The following is a 17,749-nucleotide window of genomic DNA, read 5'->3' as shown; positions in this document are numbered from 1 at the left end:
GGACAAGCCTGCAGGCCAGGCATGTCCGGGGCTGTTGTGTTTCTGGTGGGAGTGGTGGGGTGGAGTTTTCCAACGGTTTTCTGCTGAGTCTGTCCTTGTGCCTGGACATTGGCCTGGCCAACATCGCCATGATCACGCTGTCCATGCAGCGCGGTTTTTCCAGGGGCCTGTGGCTGGGCCTGGGAACCTGCGTCGGTGATCTGGCCTACGCCATCCTGGCGATGCTCGGCATGGCCGTGCTGCTGCAATATGAAGCCGTGCGCTACGTGCTCTGGATTGGCGGCACGGCGGTGCTGGCCTGGTTCTGCTTCAGGATGGTCATGAGTGCCACCACCGTCAGCGCCGGTCTCGGCAGCCAGAACGCTGAATCGGAAAAATCCAGCCTGGCACTGTTCCTGCGCGGGATTTTTCTGGCGATGTCCTCACCCAGCGCCATCCTCTGGTTTGCCGCAGTCGGCGGGGCGCTGATTGCCCGGCAAGGCTCTGATCTTGCCAGCGCTTCGAGCTTTCTCGCCGGGTTCGTCGCGGCGGGCGTGGTCTGGTCGATTTCACTGTGTGCGCTGGCTCATCAGGGAGGCCGTTTCATGGGTGAACGAATGTTGCGCTGGTCATACATTGCCTCGGCGCTGATCTTTGCCTACTTCACCTTGTATGTGGTGATCACGGGCTACCTGGAATTTGTCGTTGCCTCTCCCGCGTTGCCAGCGCATTAGGTTGCAGGCGCACTGGAATGGTATCGGGCGTCCGGGATAGCCGGTGCGGATTTCCCGTGCGAATCGTTCATGCAAGTCGACAAGTATGGATGAACCGTGCAATTTAGCGCCGATTGGGCATAATACCCGGCTTCGATTTCGATCCTGACAGACCTCTCTATGCAGAAAGAACCTCGTAAGGTCCGTGAATTTCGCCGCCGTGAGCAGGAAATTCTCGACACCGCGCTAAAGCTGTTTCTCGAGCAAGGCGAAGACAGCGTCACTGTCGAGATGATCGCGGACGCCGTCGGCATTGGCAAAGGCACCATCTACAAGCACTTCAAGTCCAAGGCAGAAATCTACCTGCGCCTGATGCTCGACTACGAGCGGGACCTGAACGAGCTGCTGCATTCCGCCGATGTCGACAAGGACAAGGAATCGCTCTCGCGCGCCTACTTCGAATTCCGCATGCGTGACCCGCAGCGCTATCGCCTGTTCGACCGCCTGGAAGAGAAGGTGGTCAAGGGCAATCAGGTGCCTGAGCTGGTCGAAGAACTGCACAAGATCCGCGCCTCCAACTTCGAACACCTGACGCTGCTGATCAAAGGCCGCATCAGCGAAGGCAAGCTCGAAGATGTCCCGCCTTACTACCATTACTGTGCTGCCTGGGCGCTGGTGCATGGCGCCGTGGCGCTGTATCACTCGCCGTTCTGGAGCAACGTGCTGGAAGACCAGGAAGGCTTCTTCCACTTCCTCATGGATATCGGCGTGCGTATGGGCAACAAGCGCAAGCGCGACGGCGAAGTCACCGCCGAACCCACGCCGGATCCCGCCGCCGAATAACGCACCGGCCCGGTCTTGAGCATCAGCTTCAAGGCTTTGGCGCCGGCTGCGCCAGAGATGGCGCGGAAGCTGCATCCGACGACCATTCGCCGGTTTTCCGTCACCGGTATTTGGGAGGGGATAATGCGTAGCCTGGTTATGCTGCTCGCGCTTCTGGCGTTGAGTGGCTGCATGAAAGTCAGTGACATGGGCGAGGGTGTTCGCGAGCAATTCAGCGATGCGGGTCTGCTCGATCACAGCGAAACCCGTCGTACTGCCAACTGGCGCGTACAGCCTGACTCATTCATTTACATCGCTCAGGGCGCCTTCGTACCGCCAGGCAATGCCTATCCGCGCCCCAACGTGGTGGCTGAAGAGGCCTTCAAGGGCTTTATCGAGTACTTCCCGATGGTCCGTCGCGCCCGAGGCCCGATGGGGCTGGATGAAGCCATGGTCGAGGCTCGTGCTGCGGGCGCACATTATTTGCTCTATACGCGTTTCGCTAAGGCTGACGACCGCATCGGCAATGGCGATCAATGGGCCGATCAGGAGGCGGTGGATCGTCTGGGCGTCGACAGCGGAGTCATTCAGCTGATGCTGATCGAGACCGGCACCCGCTACCTCATCGACAGCGCACGCATTCGCAGTCGTGGCGGATTGCTGACGCTTTACGACAAAAGCCCCGAAGATTTGCTGGGTCCGCCTCTTGAGGACTACGCTCGTACCTTGTTGGGTGTCGAACGCTAGAAGCTGTATCAGGAGAATTGAGTGACCGATTCAAACAAGGCGGGCGATCTGTTCGCGCAGATCCCCAAAACCAAAGGATTGCCGCCTGTTCATTTGTGGAATCCGGATTTCTGCGGCGATATCGACATGCGTATCGCCCGCGACGGTACCTGGTATTACCTGGGCACGCCGATCGGCCGCAAACCGATGGTCCGGCTGTTCTCGACCATCATGCGCCGCGATGGCGATGACTATTTCCTGATCACTCCCGTCGAGAAGGTCGGCATCACGGTCGATGACGCGCCTTTTGTCGCTGTCAGCCTCGAGGTGCTGGGGGAGGGCGAGGGTCAGGTGTTGCGCTTTCTGACCAATGTAGAGGATCAGACCGAGGCGGGACCGGAACACCCTCTACGGGTTGTAACCGACCCTGATACCCAGGAGCCGGCGCCGTACGTTCACGTGCGAAGCAATCTGGAGGCGCTGATTCATCGCAACGTTTTCTATCAGCTGGTCGAGCTGGCCGTTTCCCGCGAAATCAACGGGCAGCGCTGGCTGGGCGTCTGGAGCCAGGGCGTGTTCTTTCCGATAGGGCTCGAGCCTTGAAATACACACCTGATTGCCGGCTTGAATTGCCTGCCGGCAGTACGACGGTTAAAGTGCCGCTCCCTGATTTTCCTGAGGTTTTTGCATGAGCCAGTCCTTTGATATCGCCGTAGTCGGCGCAACCGGTACTGTCGGCGAAACCGTTGTGCAGGTTCTGGAGGAACGCAATTTTCCGGTGGGCAATCTTTACCTGCTGGCCAGCATCGAGTCCGCAGGCCACTCGGTGCCGTTTCGAGGCAAGAATGTGCGCGTACGCGAAGTCGACGAATTCGACTTCAGAACGGTGCGCATGGCGTTCTTCGCTGCGGGGCCTGCGGTGAGTCGTAGTCATGCCGAAAAGGCGGTAGCGGCGGGGTGTACGGTCATCGACCTGTCGGGCGCATTTACGTCAGCGCAAGCGCCTAATATCGTGCCGGAAATAAATGCTACGCTTTTGCACAGCCGTGGCGTCGCTCCTTGTCTGGTTGCCAGCCCCAGTGCTTCTGCCACTGCGGTTGCTCTGGCTCTGGCGCCGTTGCGCGGCCTGATCGATATTCAGTCGGTGACGGTAACGGCGTGTCTGGCAGTGTCGGCACTGGGGCGTGAAGGCGTCAGTGAGCTGGCACGTCAGACCACCGAGCTGTTGAATGTCCGCCCGCTGGAAGCTCGGTTTTTTGATCGCCAGATGGCGTTCAACCTGCTGGCCCAAGTGGGTACACCAGACGCGTCGGGTCATCTGCCGCTGGAAAGGCGTCTGGTCGAAGAATTGCGCGAACTGCTCGCGTTGCCATCGCTCAAAGTGTCTGCAACCTGCATTCAGGTGCCGGTGTTCTTTGGTGACAGCTTCACTGTAGCGCTGCGCACGGCCGGGGCGGTCGACGTGGCGGCTGTCAATGCTGTACTCGAGTCTGCAGAAGGGGTCGAACTGGTGGATGCGGGTGATTACCCTACGCCGGTGGGTGATGCGGTGGGTCAGGACGTGGTTTATGTGGGACGCGTCAGGGCGGGAACTGACGACTCCGAGCAGCTCAATCTGTGGCTGACCTCGGATAATGTGCGCAAAGGCGCTGCGCTCAACGCTGTGCAGGTTGGCGAATTGTTGATAAAAGACTATGTGTAAAAGATACTTGGCAACAATTTGAATAATTTTTTTAGCGGCGATACGCCTTACACCCAAATGCAGGACTACCTCCCCGGATGTCGGGGAATCTTTAAACAAGGGATGGGCTATGGTTCAGGTTCGTAAACTGGTATTAGCAATCGCTGCGGCATCAGCGCTGTCATCGGGTATGGCGCAGGCGCTGGGGCTCGGGGAATTGTCGGTCAAGTCGACCCTGAATCAGCCATTGGTAGCGGAAATCGAGTTGACCGAGGCGCAGGGACTTAACGCAACGCAAGTTGTGCCCAGTCTGGCCACCACTGCCGACTTCGCGCAGGCGGGTGTGACCCGTCAGGCATTTCTCAACGATCTCACTTTTACCCCGGTGATCAATGCCAGCGGTAAAAGTGTCCTGCGCATTACATCCAGCAAGCCGGTGCGCGAGCCTTATGTGAAGTTCCTGGTTCAGGTGCTCTGGCCAAATGGCCGGTTGCTGCGTGAATACAGCCTTCTGCTCGATCCGCCGAAATTCTCTCCGGAAGCAGCCGCTGCGGCGGCTGCCCCGGCACCCGCTGCAGCGCCGGCAGCGCCTGCGCAACTGGCAACGGTAGCCCCGTCGGCTGAAGCGCCGGCTCCGGCACCCGAGGCGCCTGCACCGGTCGCTAACGCTGCCACATTGCCGCCGCCAGCCGCTGACAAGCAGTCACAGTACGTCACCGCCAATAACGACACCTTGTGGGAAATCGCTGCGAAGGTGCGCAATGGCGGGACTGTTCAGCAAACCATGCTGGCGATTCAGGCGTTGAATCCGGAAGCGTTCATTGGCGGTAACATCAACCGTCTGAAGAAGGGGCAAGTGCTGCGCCTTCCGACGCCGCAACAGACCACCGCGCTGCCGCAATCACAGGCAGTGGCAGAAGTTTCCCGGCAATACAGCGCCTGGCGTGATGGCCGCCGTCTGCCTGCCGGTACACGTCAGGTCGATGCTACCCGTCGTGACCGTGCGGGCGCGGCGCCCTCCAAAGTCGATACCTCCGACAACCTCAGTCTGGTTTCGGCAAGCGGCAAGCCTGCGGCAAAAGGTGCAGCGGGCGACGGCGATCTGGGCAACAAGCTGGCCGTGGCTCAGGAAGCACTGGACACCACGCGTCGTGATAATGCCGAGCTGAAAAGCCGCATGAACGACCTGCAAAGCCAGCTCGACAAGTTGCAGCGTCTGGTCGAGTTGAAAAACGGTCAGTTGGCCAAGATGCAGGCTGCTGGCGCAGCGGTGCCTCCTCCTGCCGCCACCCCGGAAGCGGCGACGCCCGCCAACGCGGCGGTACCTGCCTCGCTGGTCGACGCCAACGGTGCTCCGGTCAAACCGGCTGGCGAGATCGCCCCTGAAGATGCGTTGCCTGCCGGTGCTGCCGAAGTTGCGACCCCTGCGCCAGAACAGCCATTGGCTGTGGAGCCGGTTGTTGCAGCAGACGAGGACGAGGATGCGCTGCAGAAAATCATCAACAATCCTGTGCTGCTTGGCCTGATCGGCGGCGCAGTATTGCTGATCCTGGCCTTGCTGCTGTTGTTCCTCGCGCGTCGTCGCGCGGCGAAGGCCGAGGCCGAGAAGCACAAGCGCATGGCACGTGCGCTGGCCGAGGAATCGGATTTCGTCTCGGACATGGACATGAATGCGCCGCCAGCCAGCTTCGACGGGCTTGATGTGCCGCCGCCCAACGTGCGTATGGGAGGTGCCGCAGCAGCAGCCTCTGCCGGTCGTGAGCGTCCTGCCGATCCGTTGGTTCAGGCCGAGATCCATATCGCTTACGGGCGCATGAATCAGGCGATCGAGTTGCTGGAAGAGGCCGTCAACGAAGACCCCAAACGCGACGATATCCGTCTGAAACTGATGGAAATCTACGCCGAACAGGGTAACAACAAAGCCTATGCCGCCCACGAACGTAAATTGGTGGCTGCGGGAAAGCTTGAAGCTGAGGTCGAGCAGCGGGAAGAACTTAACTCGACCCTGAAGCCGGTGGCACCTGTTGCTGCGCCGCTGGCTTCTGAAACCTCCACTGCATCGGCTGCCCCTGCGGTCGCTGCAGCCGCTGCAGCCGCTGCCGCGGCCACGACAGCCGCATTGGTTGCAGAGCTTGATGCCAAATATGTCGAAGAACTGCTGGCTGATGATTCGGCAGAGCAGGTAGCCGAGCCTGAACCTGAAATTGTTGCTACACCTGAGCCCGAGCCTGAACCGGAAGTAGTCGCGCCACTGGCCGCAGAGCCTGTTGAAGAGGCCGACCCGTTCGATCACGATTTTGACTTGAGCCTGGACGAGTTCGAAGAACCGTCTGTGCCTGAAGTCTCTACTGTGAACGAGCTAGATGACCTGATGCTCGACGAGCCCAAGGTCTCGGCGTTAGCGGATGATGAGGCGCTGAGCTTCGAGTCGGTCATGCAGCAGCAGGAAGAGGCCCGTGCAGCCACAACGCCGCAGGACCTTGCCGATTTCGATCTGGATCTGTCCGAGGAAGATCCGGCTCTCAAGAGCGAAGATGACTTCCTGCTCGGCCTTGGTGAGGATCCACTGGATCTGGGTGAAACCTCGCCTGTGCCGCCGGTCAGTGATGACCTGGAGCTTCCAGAGGATTTCGACCTGTCGTTGGCGGACGAGATTGAAACCGATCAGGCAAGTCAGGCATTCGCGACTGAAATCGACGACGTCAATGCCGAGCTTGAGCGTCTTTCGCAGAATCTCGAGCATCCGCCGCTCGATGAGCCAAGATTCACCGCCGAGGATGCGGCAGCGCTGGAGGACGAACCGGACTTTGACTTCATGTCCGGTACTGACGAGGCGGCGACCAAGCTTGATCTGGCGCGGGCCTACATCGACATGGGCGATGCAGACGGCGCTCGGGATATTCTTGACGAGGTCGTGACCGAGGGTGATGACGGTCAGAAGAGTGAAGCGCGGGAGATGCTTTCACGACTCGCCTGATTCAACTCTGCCAACCTGCAAACGGCCGCTTATGCGGCCGTTTGCATTTCAGATGTCCGGCTTGAGTAGCGTGTTTTTTTTGCGGCCGTATAATGGCCGACTTTTCGCGAACCGACAGGCTGTACCACTTTGGCGAACATAGATAACCCGGCCGCCGAGATGGCGGCCGAGGGCTTTTCCCGAATCGCGCTGGGCGTTGAATACAAGGGCTCGCGCTATTGCGGCTGGCAACGCCAGGCGTCCGGCGTGCTGACCGTGCAGGAAACCCTCGAAGACGCGCTGTCAAAAGTGGCCGCGTCACCGGTTTCACTGATGTGCGCCGGTCGCACGGACGCCGGCGTGCATGCCTGCGGTCAGGTGGTGCATTTCGATACCCAGGCTGAGCGCACCATGAAGGCCTGGGTCATGGGCGCCAATATCAATCTGCCCCATGATGTCAGTGTCACCTGGGCCAGGGTCATGCCGGCCGCTTTTCATGCGCGCTTCAAGGCCATTGCCCGGCGTTATCGTTACGTGATCTACAACGATCAGATCCGCCCGGCGCACCTGAACCAGGAAATCACCTGGAACCACCGCCCGCTGGATGTCGAGCGCATGGCGCAGGCTGCCGAATTCCTGGTGGGTACTCATGATTTCAGCGCCTTTCGCGCCGGCCAGTGTCAGGCCAAGTCGCCGGTCAAGCAGTTGCACCACTTGCGCGTGACCCGTCACGGCAAGATGATCGTGATCGATGTGCGCGCCAATGCCTTTCTTCATCATATGGTGCGCAATATCGCCGGTGTGCTGATGACCATCGGTACCGGAGAGCGTCCTGTCGAGTGGGCGCGGGAGGTACTGGAAAGCCGGATTCGGCGCACCGGTGGCGTAACGGCTCATCCTTACGGCTTGTACCTGGTCGGGGTCGAGTACCGTGATGAATTTCCGTTGCCCGAGCGCTATATAGGGCCTCATTTTCTTACGGGCTTTGCGGAATTGGACGGCTGACGATCCGGGCAGCATTTGCTAACATCCGTGACTTTCCGAAGGCCTGAGGTTACTCACTACATGTCAGCCGTTCGCAGCAAGATCTGCGGGATTACCCGCATAGAGGATGCACTGGCTGCCGCCGAGGCAGGTGCCGACGCGATCGGCCTGGTGTTCTATCCGAAAAGCCCGCGTGCGGTGACGGTATTGCAGGCGCGTGCCATCATTGCCGCGTTGCCGCCGTTCATCACCACCGTGGGCCTGTTTGTCAACGCCAGCCGTTGCGAGCTCAACGAGACGCTGGATGCGGTTGCGCTGGACATGCTGCAGTTTCATGGCGATGAAACACCCGAGGAATGCGACGGGTATCATCGTCCGTACATCAAGGCGTTGCGGGTCAAGGCCGGTGATGACATTGCCGGGGTTTGCCGTACCTACCGCAATGCACGCGGCGTGCTGCTCGATACCTACGTCGAAGGTGTGCCCGGCGGTACCGGAGAAACCTTCGATTGGGCACTGATTCCGGACGACCTGGACAAGCCGGTCATCCTGGCGGGCGGGCTGACGTCGGCCAACGTGGCGCAGGCCATTGCTCAGGTCCGGCCCTACGCCGTGGATGTAAGCGGCGGAGTTGAGAAGAGCAAGGGCATCAAGGATCGCGAGAAGATCCTGGCGTTCATGAGTGCGGTGCACGGCACCTGATGTGACGGCTATTGATCGGCCGCCGTCCATAAGCCTGTCCGCGCCACGAGACACGCGGGTCGAATCAAGTAAGCGGTGGTGCCAATGTGCAACGCCGTCGTTGTGAAAAATCGGGGTGAGGGGTGTGCAGGTCCGGCCGTGGGTCGATCGCTATCCTTTCATCGTCGTCCATATACGAATTTATCTGAGGGCATGCGGCTGGCGTTTGATTTGTCAGTCGTTCGAGCCACACCGGTACTGGAGATATAGAGCATGAGCAACTGGTTGGTAGACAAACTGATCCCATCGATCATGCGTTCCGAGGTCAAGAAGAGCTCGGTTCCCGAAGGCCTCTGGCACAAATGCCCGTCCTGTGAGGCGGTGCTGTATCGCCCTGAGCTGGAAAAGACCCTGGACGTCTGCCCCAAGTGCAACCACCACATGCGTATCGGCGCACGTGCACGCCTGAACATTTTTCTGGACGTCGAAGGGCGCGAAGAGCTGGGTGCCGATCTTGAGCCGGTCGACCGTCTGAAATTCCGCGACGGCAAGAAGTACAAGGATCGCCTGACCGCTGCGCAGAAGCAGACCGGTGAGAAGGACGCGCTGATTTCCATGAGCGGCACCTTGCTGGGCATGCCGGTGGTGGCTTCGGCATTCGAATTCTCGTTCATGGGCGGTTCGATGGGGGCCATTGTCGGCGAGCGTTTCGTACGTGCCGCCAACTACGCGCTGGAAAATCGCTGCCCGTTCGTCTGCTTCGCCGCTTCCGGCGGTGCGCGCATGCAGGAGGCGCTGATCTCGCTGATGCAGATGGCCAAGACCTCGGCTGTTCTGGCGCGCCTTCGCGAAGAAGGGCTGCCGTTCATTTCGGTGCTGACCGACCCTGTCTACGGTGGCGTTTCCGCCAGTCTGGCCATGCTGGGCGACGTCATCGTCGCCGAGCCCAAGGCGTTGATCGGTTTTGCCGGTCCGCGGGTCATCGAGCAAACCGTTCGCGAGAAGCTGCCTGAAGGCTTCCAGCGCAGCGAATTCCTGCTGGATCACGGCGCCATCGACATGATCGTCTCGCGCAGTGAACTTCGTCCGCGCCTGGGTAACCTGCTGGCACAGATGATGAACCTGCCGACCCCTCGCTTTGTCGCGCCCGTCATCGAGCCAATCGTCGTACCGCCGGCACCTGCGACGATATGACCTCTACGTCCCTGAGCGACTGGCTCGCCTACCTGGAGCAACTGCATCCGTCGGCCATCGACATGGGGCTGGAGCGGTCTCGACAGGTGGCGCTGCAATTGGGGCTTACACGCCCGGCGCCGCAGGTGATCACGGTGACGGGCACCAACGGCAAGGGCTCAACCTGCGCTTTTGTCGCCGCCTTGTTGCAAGCTCAGGGCTTGAAGGTCGGTGTCTACAGCTCCCCGCATCTGATTCGCTATAACGAGCGGGTGAAAGTGCAGGGCGTCGAGGCTACCGATCTGGAATTATGCGACGCCTTTGCTGCGGTCGAAGCGGCGCGTGGCGACGTCACCCTGACTTATTTCGAAATGGGCACGCTGGCGGCATTCTGGCTGTTCGAGCAGGCCCGGCTCGATGCGGTGGTTCTGGAGGTCGGTCTGGGCGGTCGTCTGGATGCGGTCAATCTCGTGGATGCGGACCTGGCGCTGGTCACCAGTATCGGGGTCGATCATGCCGAGTACCTGGGCGACACCCGTGAGTCGGTCGCTTTCGAGAAGGCCGGCATCTTTCGCGCCGGATGTCCTGCGTTGTGCGGTGACCCGGCGCCACCCGAGCCGCTACTGGCCAAAGCCCGCGAGCTGGGCTGTCCATTGTTGTTGCGTGGCCGGGATTTTGATCTTTCCATAGGCGATGACAGCTGGGACTGGCGCGGTGTCGCTGATGGCGAACGGGTCGAGCTACGTGGTCTGCCGCTGCTTGACCTGCCCATGCAGAATGCAGCGCTGGCACTCCAGGCCTTCGCCCTGCTGGGGTATCCATTGCAACCGGATGTTACAGGCAAGGTGCTTGCCGAGACCCGGCTTGCCGGTCGTCTCGATCGCAGGGTGGTCAGTTGGCACGGCAAATCGCTCAACCTGCTTCTGGATGTCGGCCATAACCCCCACGCAGCCCAGTTTCTGGGGCAGCGCCTCGCGCGGCAGCCGGTTGGCGGCAAGCGCCGCGCGGTGTTTGGCCTGCTCGGCGACAAGGACCTCGACGGCGTGGTCGCGCACCTGGCGCCGGTCATTGAAGAGTGGGCTGTTGCGCCGCTTCCTACCTCGCGCAGTCGACCGGCAGAAGAGTTGCAGGCGGCCTTGCAGAACCTTGGCGCCCGCGTGACGTCCTATCAGAGTATCGCGCTGGCGCTGGAAGCTCAGTGCGCGCATGCCACGCCCGATGACGAGATTCTGCTGTTCGGTTCATTTTACTGTGTTGCCGAGGCCCTGGAATGGTTGGCCCGGTACACCGATGAGGACGCTGCAAATGGCTTTGCTGGATAACGTATTCAAGCAGCGAATGGTTGGAGCACTGGTGCTGATCGCCGTGGCGGTCATCTTTCTGCCCATGCTTTTCACGCGTGAAGATGAAACACGTCAGGTGCAGGTCGAGGCGCCAGCCGCGCCCCAGGCGCCTGCGGCTTCCCAGGTGCAAGTCGATCCGGTGCCTGTTCCGGAGCCCCAGGTACTGCCTCAGGAGCCTGTGCCGGGCGACGATGACATGAGCAGCAACCAGCCGCCTGCCATGCCGATCGCGCCTGCGCCGACTGCCCAGACCGCACCTGCCGCTTCGGCCTCCAAGCCTGCTGCCAAACCGGCACCTGCTCCAGCGCCAGCTGCTTCACCTGCAGCGACACCGGCGCCTGCGGCCCCCGCCAAACCTGCAGCACCTGCTGGCGTCGATGCCAATGGTCTGTCGATCAGCTGGTCGGTGCAATTGGCGAGCATGTCCAATCGTGCCAATGCCGACAATCTGCAAAAGACGCTGCGCACCCAGGGCTACAACGCCTACATTCGCACCGCTGATGGTGTGAACCGGGTATTTGTCGGCCCGCTCATCGAGCGCGCCGAGGCCGATCGCCTGCGTGATCAGCTCGACAAACAGCAAAAGCTCAAAGGTATTGTGGTGCGCTTTCAGCCCGAACGGGGCTGACCGTTCGGCACCTCGTGCCCTTGATGCAAAGTTAAATGCCTCGCGCCGGTAATCGCTGCTTACCGGCAGGCAGGCGCTCTGCTAAAATGCGCCGCCTTATCCGTCTGCAGGCTGCAACGTGCCATTTACTCCGGTTGACTGGGCAATTCTCGGAATTGTCGCCATCTCCGCCCTGATCAGTCTGAAGCGCGGCTTCGTAAAAGAAGCACTGTCGTTGACGACGTGGATCATTGCAGGTGTTGTGGCCTGGATGTTTGGCGCAGGGCTGTCGCAGTATCTGGTCAACTACATAGAAACACCTTCGGCCCGCGTGATCGCGAGCTGTACCATTCTTTTTGTCGCCACCTTGCTGGTAGGCGCCATGGTCAATTTTCTGATAGGCGAGCTGATTCGCGTCACCGGGCTTTCCGGGACCGATCGTTTTCTCGGCATGGTCTTCGGCGCAGCGCGCGGAGGCCTGCTTGTCGTTGTGGCGGTAGGGCTGTTGAGCCTGGGGCCGGTGCAGCAGGATCAATGGTGGCAGCAGTCCAGGCTGGTGCCGCAATTTCTCATGGTCGCTGACTGGTCGAAAAACCTGATTCTCGGGATGTCCAGCAAGTGGCTCGCCAGCGGCATCAGCGTACCCGCTGACATGCCGTTCAAGGAACAGATCCTGCCGTCTACAATGCCGCAGGATGTGCTCGGTAAATCCAGTTCCACTAAGTAGGGGTTGTGTCGCATGTGTGGCATCGTCGGTATCGTCGGCAAGTCGAACGTCAATCAGGCGCTGTATGACGCGCTTACCGTCCTCCAGCACCGCGGCCAGGACGCTGCCGGTATCGTAACCAGCCACGATGGCCGGTTATTCCTGCGCAAGGACAACGGATTGGTGCGCGATGTGTTTCATCAACGTCATATGCAGCGTCTGGTCGGGCATATGGGCATCGGTCACGTGCGCTATCCCACTGCGGGCAGCTCGACGTCGGCCGAGGCTCAGCCGTTCTACGTCAACTCGCCTTACGGCATCACCTTGGCGCACAACGGCAACCTCACCAACGTCGAGCAGTTGGCCAAGGAAATTTACGAATCCGACCTGCGCCATGTGAACACCAATTCCGATTCGGAAGTACTGCTCAATGTGTTCGCCCACGAGCTGGCCGTGCGTGGCAAGTTGCAGCCGACCGAAGAGGATATCTTCGCGGCAGTGACCGACGTGCACAATCGCTGCCGTGGTGGTTATGCGGTTGTGGCGATGATCACCGGCTACGGCATCGTCGGCTTCCGTGACCCGGACGCCATTCGTCCTATCGTGTTCGGCCAGCGTCACACCGACGAAGGCGTCGAGTACATGATCGCCTCGGAAAGCGTTTCTCTGGACGTGCTGGGTTTCACCCTGATTCGCGATCTGGCGCCGGGCGAAGCGGTCTACATCACCGAAGACGGCAAGCTGCACACCCGTCAGTGCGCGGCCAACCCCAAGTACGCACCGTGCATCTTCGAGCACGTCTATCTGGCGCGCCCGGATTCGATCATCGACGGTATCTCTGTCTACAAGGCGCGCTTGCGCATGGGCGAGAAACTGGCCGACAAGATCCTGCGCGAGCGTCCGGATCACGATATCGACGTGGTCATCCCGATTCCTGACACCAGCCGTACCGCGGCGCTGGAGCTGGCCAACCATCTGGGCGTCAAGTTCCGCGAGGGCTTCGTCAAGAACCGTTACATCGGCCGGACCTTCATCATGCCGGGCCAGGCTGCGCGCAAGAAATCCGTACGCCAGAAGCTCAACGCCATCGAACTGGAGTTCCGCGGCAAGAACGTGATGCTGGTGGATGACTCCATCGTACGTGGCACCACCTGCAAGCAGATCATCCAGATGGCCCGCGAAGCCGGCGCCAAGAATGTCTACTTCTGTTCTGCAGCCCCGGCTGTGCGCTACCCCAACGTCTACGGCATCGACATGCCGAGTGCTCACGAGCTGATTGCCCACAACCGTACCACTCAGGACGTGGCCGACCTCATCGGTGCCGACTGGCTGGTCTATCAGGATCTGAATGACCTGATCGAGGCGGTCAGCGGCAGCAAGAAGATCAAGATCGACAACTTCGATTGCTCGGTTTTCGACGGCAAGTACGTGACCGGCGACATCGACGAGCATTATTTGAACCGGATCGAGAGCGCGCGTAATGACGCCTCCAAGATCAAGACTCAGGCAGTGAGCGCGATCATCGATCTGTACAACAACTAATCGGGCAAGGAGTGGGCGGCATGACTCAGGAATGGGATGCAGGTCGGCTGGACAGCGACCTTGAAGGCGTAGGTTTCGATACGCTTGCCGTACGTGCCGGGCATCACCGCACACCGGAAGGAGAGCATGGCGAACCCATGTTCTTTACCTCCAGTTACGTATTTCGCACAGCCGCCGACGCGGCTGCGCGTTTCTCCGGTGAGGTGCCGGGCAACGTCTACTCGCGTTACACCAACCCGACGGTGCGTGCTTTCGAAGAACGCATCGCCGCACTGGAAGGTGCCGAACAGGCCGTCGCTACGGCGACCGGCATGGCGGCAACCCTGGCAGTGGTGATGAGCCTGTGCAGTGCCGGTGATCATGTGCTGGTGTCGCGCAGTGTTTTTGGCTCGACCATCAGTCTGTTCGACAAGTACTTCAAACGCTTTGGTGTCGAGGTGGATTACGTTCCTCTCGCAGAGCTGAGTGGCTGGGACGCGGCGATCAAGCCCAACACCAAAATGCTTTTCGTCGAATCGCCGTCCAACCCCCTGGCCGAGCTGGTCGACATTGCGGCGCTGGCTGAAATCGCCCATGCCAAGGGCGCGATGCTGATCGTCGACAATTGTTTCTGCACGCCGGCCTTGCAGCAGCCGTTGTTGCTGGGCGCTGACATTGTCGTGCATTCGGCCACCAAGTTCATCGACGGCCAGGGCCGTTGCATGGGTGGCGTGGTTGCCGGCCGCAGCGAGCAAATGAAAGAAGTGGTCGGCTTCCTGCGTACTGCCGGGCCGACGCTCAGCCCGTTCAACGCGTGGATCTTCCTCAAGGGGCTCGAAACCCTGAACCTGCGGATGCGCGCTCACTGTGCCAATGCTCAGGCGCTGGCCGAATGGCTCGAGCAGCAGGACGGCATCGAGAAAGTCCATTACGCCGGACTGAAGAGTCACCCGCAGCATGAGTTGGCCCAGCGTCAGCAAAAGGGCTTTGGCGCTGTGGTGAGCTTCGAGGTCAAGGGCGGCAAGGAGGGCGCATGGCGCTTCATCGATGCCACGCGACTGATTTCGATCACTGCCAACCTGGGTGACAGCAAAACCACGATCACTCACCCGAGCACCACCTCTCACGGTCGTCTGGCGCCTCAGGAGCGTGAAGCTGCCGGTATTCGCGACAGCCTGATTCGGGTTGCAGTGGGGCTTGAAGATGTGGCTGACCTGCAGGCGGACCTGGCCCGTGGTCTGGCGGCGTTGTGAGTAGCGAGGCCAGCAGTCCGGCCGGTGGCAAGCCGGGCGAGGAGTGGGCGTTGAAGTTTGCCAGCGTCCACAATGGTCGTGTCGCCCTGGTGACCGGTGCCGCTCGCGGTATCGGGCTCGGTATAGCCGCGTGGCTGATTGCCGAAGGCTGGCAAGTGGTGCTGACCGATCTGGACCGTGCGCGTGGCTCGAAAGTGGCCGGTGCACTGGGTGAAAATGCCCTGTTCATTGCCATGGACGTTGCCAGTGAAGAGCAGGTCGCCGCGGGCGTGGCCGAGGTGCTTCGGCAGTTCGGTCGTCTTGATGCGCTGGTGTGCAATGCAGCGATTGCCGATCCGCACAACACTACGCTGGAAAGCCTTGAGCTGTCGCACTGGAATCGGGTTCTGGCAGTCAACCTCGGCGGCCCGATGCTGCTGGCCAAGCATTGCGCGCCTTACCTGCGTGCCCACTGCGGCAGCATCGTCAACCTGACCTCCACACGCTCCCGTCAGTCGGAGGCAGATACCGAGGCTTATGCAGCCAGCAAGGGCGGCCTGATGGCGCTGACGCATGCGCTGGCGATCAGCCTGGGTCCGGAGATTCGTGTCAACGCCGTCAGCCCTGGCTGGATCGACGCGCGCGACCCCTCGTTGCGCAGAGCCGAGCCGTTGTCCGAGACTGATCACGCCCAGCACCCGGCCGGCAGGGTAGGGACGGTAGAAGACGTTGCGGCAATGGTCGCCTGGCTGTTGTCCAGAAACGCCGGTTTCGTGACCGGGCAGGAGTTCGTGGTCGACGGTGGCATGACGCGCAAGATGGTGTACGCCGAGTAGTTTGTGCGGGTGAGCTTAGATTGAGCTATTGCTTGTGCTTTTGGTGTGTGATGAGGGTTTTGTGATTGAGGTGGTTTTTAAAAAAACTTCAATCAGGCTATTGACTTAGGTTCGTTAGGTGCGTAAATTTCGCGGCCTCAACGAAGCAAAGGGTGATTAGCTCAGCTGGGAGAGCAGCTGCCTTACAAGCAGCGGGTCGGCGGTTCGATCCCGTCATCACCCACCATCGTTGAGTTTGAAAGCTGAGGTACGAGGGCTTTCAAAAGTGCTTTTACAAAGCTGGTACGGACGCAAGTCCACAATGCGCAGCGGTAGTTCAGTCGGTTAGAATACCGGCCTGTCACGCCGGGGGTCGCGGGTTCGAGTCCCGTCCGCTGCGCCATATTTGTACAGATCGGGTTCGCCGGGTCTGCGATTGAAAAGCCCAAGGGTCTTTCAGTCACATGTACAGGAAGCAAACTATCAAAGGTTTGTTTCAAGCAGGTTTACAGCGATACGCAGCGGTAGTTCAGTCGGTTAGAATACCGGCCTGTCACGCCGGGGGTCGCGGGTTCGAGTCCCGTCCGCTGCGCCATATACCGTTTCAAGGCCCTTGAACTCCTTGAAGCAAACAATAAAGCGGCCCTAGGGTCGCTTTTTTGTTGTCTGCGTTTTGTGTGCTCGCAGGTACATTGGGTTCGCTTGAGCATGGGCTGTATCCAAATCCTTTTGAACTGTGCGTTGATCCAGCGTCGGCCTTGTTGCAGACTTACCGCCATTTCCCAGTTCGCAGTCTTGCTGGCAGTCTTTTCCTTCCTCAGGATTTTCGATGTTTAAGCTACTGAACGTTCGTACCGCTTTCTGGATTTCTGCCGTGTTGATGGCAGCCGGGTGTTCATCGCCCAAGCAGGCGGTGTATGACCATGAACACTTCGACGACGCCGGGACCTTCTCCCGAAGCTACCCTGCGACCGACATGGCCTACTGCGAGGCAGGAAGGCGTGCCTTGCTGAGTCAGGGCTATATCATCACCAGCAGTGACCCGAAGATGATTGCCGGTCGCAAGAGCTTTCAGCAGACCGGCGATACGCATATCGAAATCAGCTTCAATCTGGTGTGCGCCGCCGATGCGAAGGATGGAAATTCCACCATGTTCGCCAACGCCCTGCAGGATCGCTACGCGTTGAAGAAGACCAACAACTCGGCAAGCCTCGGTGTGGGCGTGCTGGGCTCCGTCTCGATGCCGATAGGCTCTACTGACGACTCGATGGTCAAGGTCGCCAGCGAGACCGTCTCGTCGGCCAAGTTCTACGAGCGCTTTTTCGGTCTGGTGGAAAACTTCCTGCCGCCGGAGGTGAAAAAGGCTGCGCATATTGTCGAGAAGCCCAAGGCCGACCTCGGTGTGCCTGACACAGCTCCCGCTGCCCCGGCGGCCCCCGCCAAGGCTGCCGAGCCTGCGAAGCTGGCGCCTGCGTCGTCAGAAAGCGCGCCGAAGACCGAGCCTGCTGCCGAACCTGTTACGCCTGCTGCAAGCGAACCTGTGCCTGCGCCGTCCGAACCTGCTTCATTCAAGGCAGAAAAGATTGAACCACCGGCCGCAGAACCTGCAGAAAGCACCGCCCCCACGCCAGTCGAGCCCACCCCGGCTCAGTAAGGTGTAGCGCGGAGACGATAATCATAGGTCTCCAGAGAACATCTATCGTGCCCATGCTCTGCGTGGGCATACCGGTCTGGACGCTCCGCGTCCTCTTGCGACGCAGAGCGTCGTGAACTGCATTCCCACGCTGGAGCGTGAGGAACGATAGTCGTC

Annotated in this window: 16 protein-coding genes and 3 tRNA genes; all 19 read left to right on the top strand. The window is 60.2% G+C overall.

Going from position 1 to position 17,749, the window contains the following annotated elements:
* Nucleotides 1–59: 59 nt before the first annotated feature.
* The 19 genes from BLR20_RS06815 to BLR20_RS06725 all read left to right on the top strand — a co-directional run bounded on the left by BLR20_RS06815 (nt 60) and on the right by BLR20_RS06725 (nt 17,593).
* The gene (locus BLR20_RS06815) at nt 60–713 is read left to right on the top strand and encodes a LysE family translocator (RefSeq protein ID WP_054994571.1); all 654 of its coding nucleotides are present in this window, start codon (nt 60–62) and stop codon (nt 711–713) included.
* Nucleotides 714–872: 159 nt separating this feature from the next.
* Entirely contained in the window at nt 873–1,535 is a 663-nt protein-coding gene (locus BLR20_RS06810; RefSeq protein WP_010432520.1) for a TetR/AcrR family transcriptional regulator, read from the top strand.
* Nucleotides 1,536–1,658: 123 nt separating this feature from the next.
* Nucleotides 1,659–2,261 (top strand): DUF4823 domain-containing protein, encoded by a 603-nt coding sequence (locus tag BLR20_RS06805; RefSeq protein WP_010432516.1) that lies wholly within the window; start codon nt 1,659–1,661, stop codon nt 2,259–2,261.
* Between the two features lie 21 nt (nt 2,262–2,282).
* Nucleotides 2,283–2,843, top strand: coding sequence for a DUF1285 domain-containing protein (locus tag BLR20_RS06800; RefSeq protein ID WP_010432512.1), 561 nt, complete (start codon nt 2,283–2,285; stop codon nt 2,841–2,843).
* Between the two features lie 85 nt (nt 2,844–2,928).
* Nucleotides 2,929–3,942 (top strand): aspartate-semialdehyde dehydrogenase, encoded by a 1,014-nt coding sequence (locus tag BLR20_RS06795; RefSeq protein ID WP_054994572.1) that lies wholly within the window; start codon nt 2,929–2,931, stop codon nt 3,940–3,942.
* A gap of 109 nt (nt 3,943–4,051) precedes the next feature.
* Entirely contained in the window at nt 4,052–6,898 is a 2,847-nt protein-coding gene (locus BLR20_RS06790; RefSeq protein WP_054994573.1) for a motility hub landmark protein FimV, read from the top strand.
* A 159-nt stretch (nt 6,899–7,057) separates the two neighbouring features.
* Complete coding sequence (truA, locus tag BLR20_RS06785; protein WP_032612134.1) at nt 7,058–7,882, top strand: tRNA pseudouridine(38-40) synthase TruA; 825 nt, start codon at nt 7,058–7,060, stop codon at nt 7,880–7,882.
* Between the two features lie 60 nt (nt 7,883–7,942).
* Nucleotides 7,943–8,563 (top strand): phosphoribosylanthranilate isomerase, encoded by a 621-nt coding sequence (locus tag BLR20_RS06780; RefSeq protein ID WP_003390839.1) that lies wholly within the window; start codon nt 7,943–7,945, stop codon nt 8,561–8,563.
* 252 nt (nt 8,564–8,815) lie between these two features.
* Nucleotides 8,816–9,736 carry an acetyl-CoA carboxylase, carboxyltransferase subunit beta gene (accD, locus tag BLR20_RS06775; protein WP_003318491.1) on the top strand — a complete coding sequence of 307 codons (921 nt, stop codon included), beginning with the start codon at nt 8,816–8,818 and terminating at the stop codon, nt 9,734–9,736.
* Nucleotides 9,733–11,037 carry a bifunctional tetrahydrofolate synthase/dihydrofolate synthase gene (gene folC, locus BLR20_RS06770; RefSeq protein ID WP_010432499.1) on the top strand — a complete coding sequence of 435 codons (1,305 nt, stop codon included), beginning with the start codon at nt 9,733–9,735 and terminating at the stop codon, nt 11,035–11,037. The genes accD and folC overlap by 4 nt, the downstream gene beginning before the upstream one ends.
* Complete coding sequence (locus BLR20_RS06765; RefSeq protein WP_010432497.1) at nt 11,021–11,686, top strand: SPOR domain-containing protein; 666 nt, start codon at nt 11,021–11,023, stop codon at nt 11,684–11,686. Before folC ends, BLR20_RS06765 begins: the two co-directional genes overlap by 17 nt.
* A 118-nt stretch (nt 11,687–11,804) precedes the next feature.
* A complete protein-coding gene (locus tag BLR20_RS06760) occupies nt 11,805–12,392 on the top strand; it encodes a CvpA family protein (RefSeq protein WP_003318487.1) in 588 nt (195 codons plus the stop codon).
* Between the two features lie 12 nt (nt 12,393–12,404).
* Entirely contained in the window at nt 12,405–13,913 is a 1,509-nt protein-coding gene (gene purF / locus BLR20_RS06755; RefSeq protein ID WP_003347797.1) for an amidophosphoribosyltransferase, read from the top strand.
* A gap of 20 nt (nt 13,914–13,933) precedes the next feature.
* Nucleotides 13,934–15,145 carry an O-succinylhomoserine sulfhydrylase gene (locus BLR20_RS06750; RefSeq protein WP_032612139.1) on the top strand — a complete coding sequence of 404 codons (1,212 nt, stop codon included), beginning with the start codon at nt 13,934–13,936 and terminating at the stop codon, nt 15,143–15,145.
* Between the two features lie 50 nt (nt 15,146–15,195).
* Entirely contained in the window at nt 15,196–15,960 is a 765-nt protein-coding gene (locus BLR20_RS06745; RefSeq protein WP_153221455.1) for an SDR family oxidoreductase, read from the top strand.
* 150 nt (nt 15,961–16,110) lie between these two features.
* A tRNA-Val gene (locus BLR20_RS06740) sits at nt 16,111–16,186 on the top strand.
* A 79-nt stretch (nt 16,187–16,265) separates the two neighbouring features.
* Nucleotides 16,266–16,342: transfer RNA gene (locus BLR20_RS06735), tRNA-Asp, on the top strand.
* A gap of 115 nt (nt 16,343–16,457) precedes the next feature.
* Nucleotides 16,458–16,534 (top strand) — tRNA-Asp (locus BLR20_RS06730).
* Between the two features lie 234 nt (nt 16,535–16,768).
* Nucleotides 16,769–17,593 carry a DUF2242 domain-containing protein gene (locus tag BLR20_RS06725; RefSeq protein WP_054994575.1) on the top strand — a complete coding sequence of 275 codons (825 nt, stop codon included), beginning with the start codon at nt 16,769–16,771 and terminating at the stop codon, nt 17,591–17,593.
* The last annotated feature ends 156 nt before the right edge of the window (nt 17,594–17,749 follow it).

The organism is Pseudomonas congelans, from assembly GCF_900103225.1.
GTDB classification, from domain to species: Bacteria; Pseudomonadota; Gammaproteobacteria; order Pseudomonadales; family Pseudomonadaceae; genus Aquipseudomonas; species Aquipseudomonas congelans.
The sequence above is the reverse complement of the archived record's forward strand: the minus strand, read 5'-3'. Positions and strand labels throughout refer to the sequence as shown.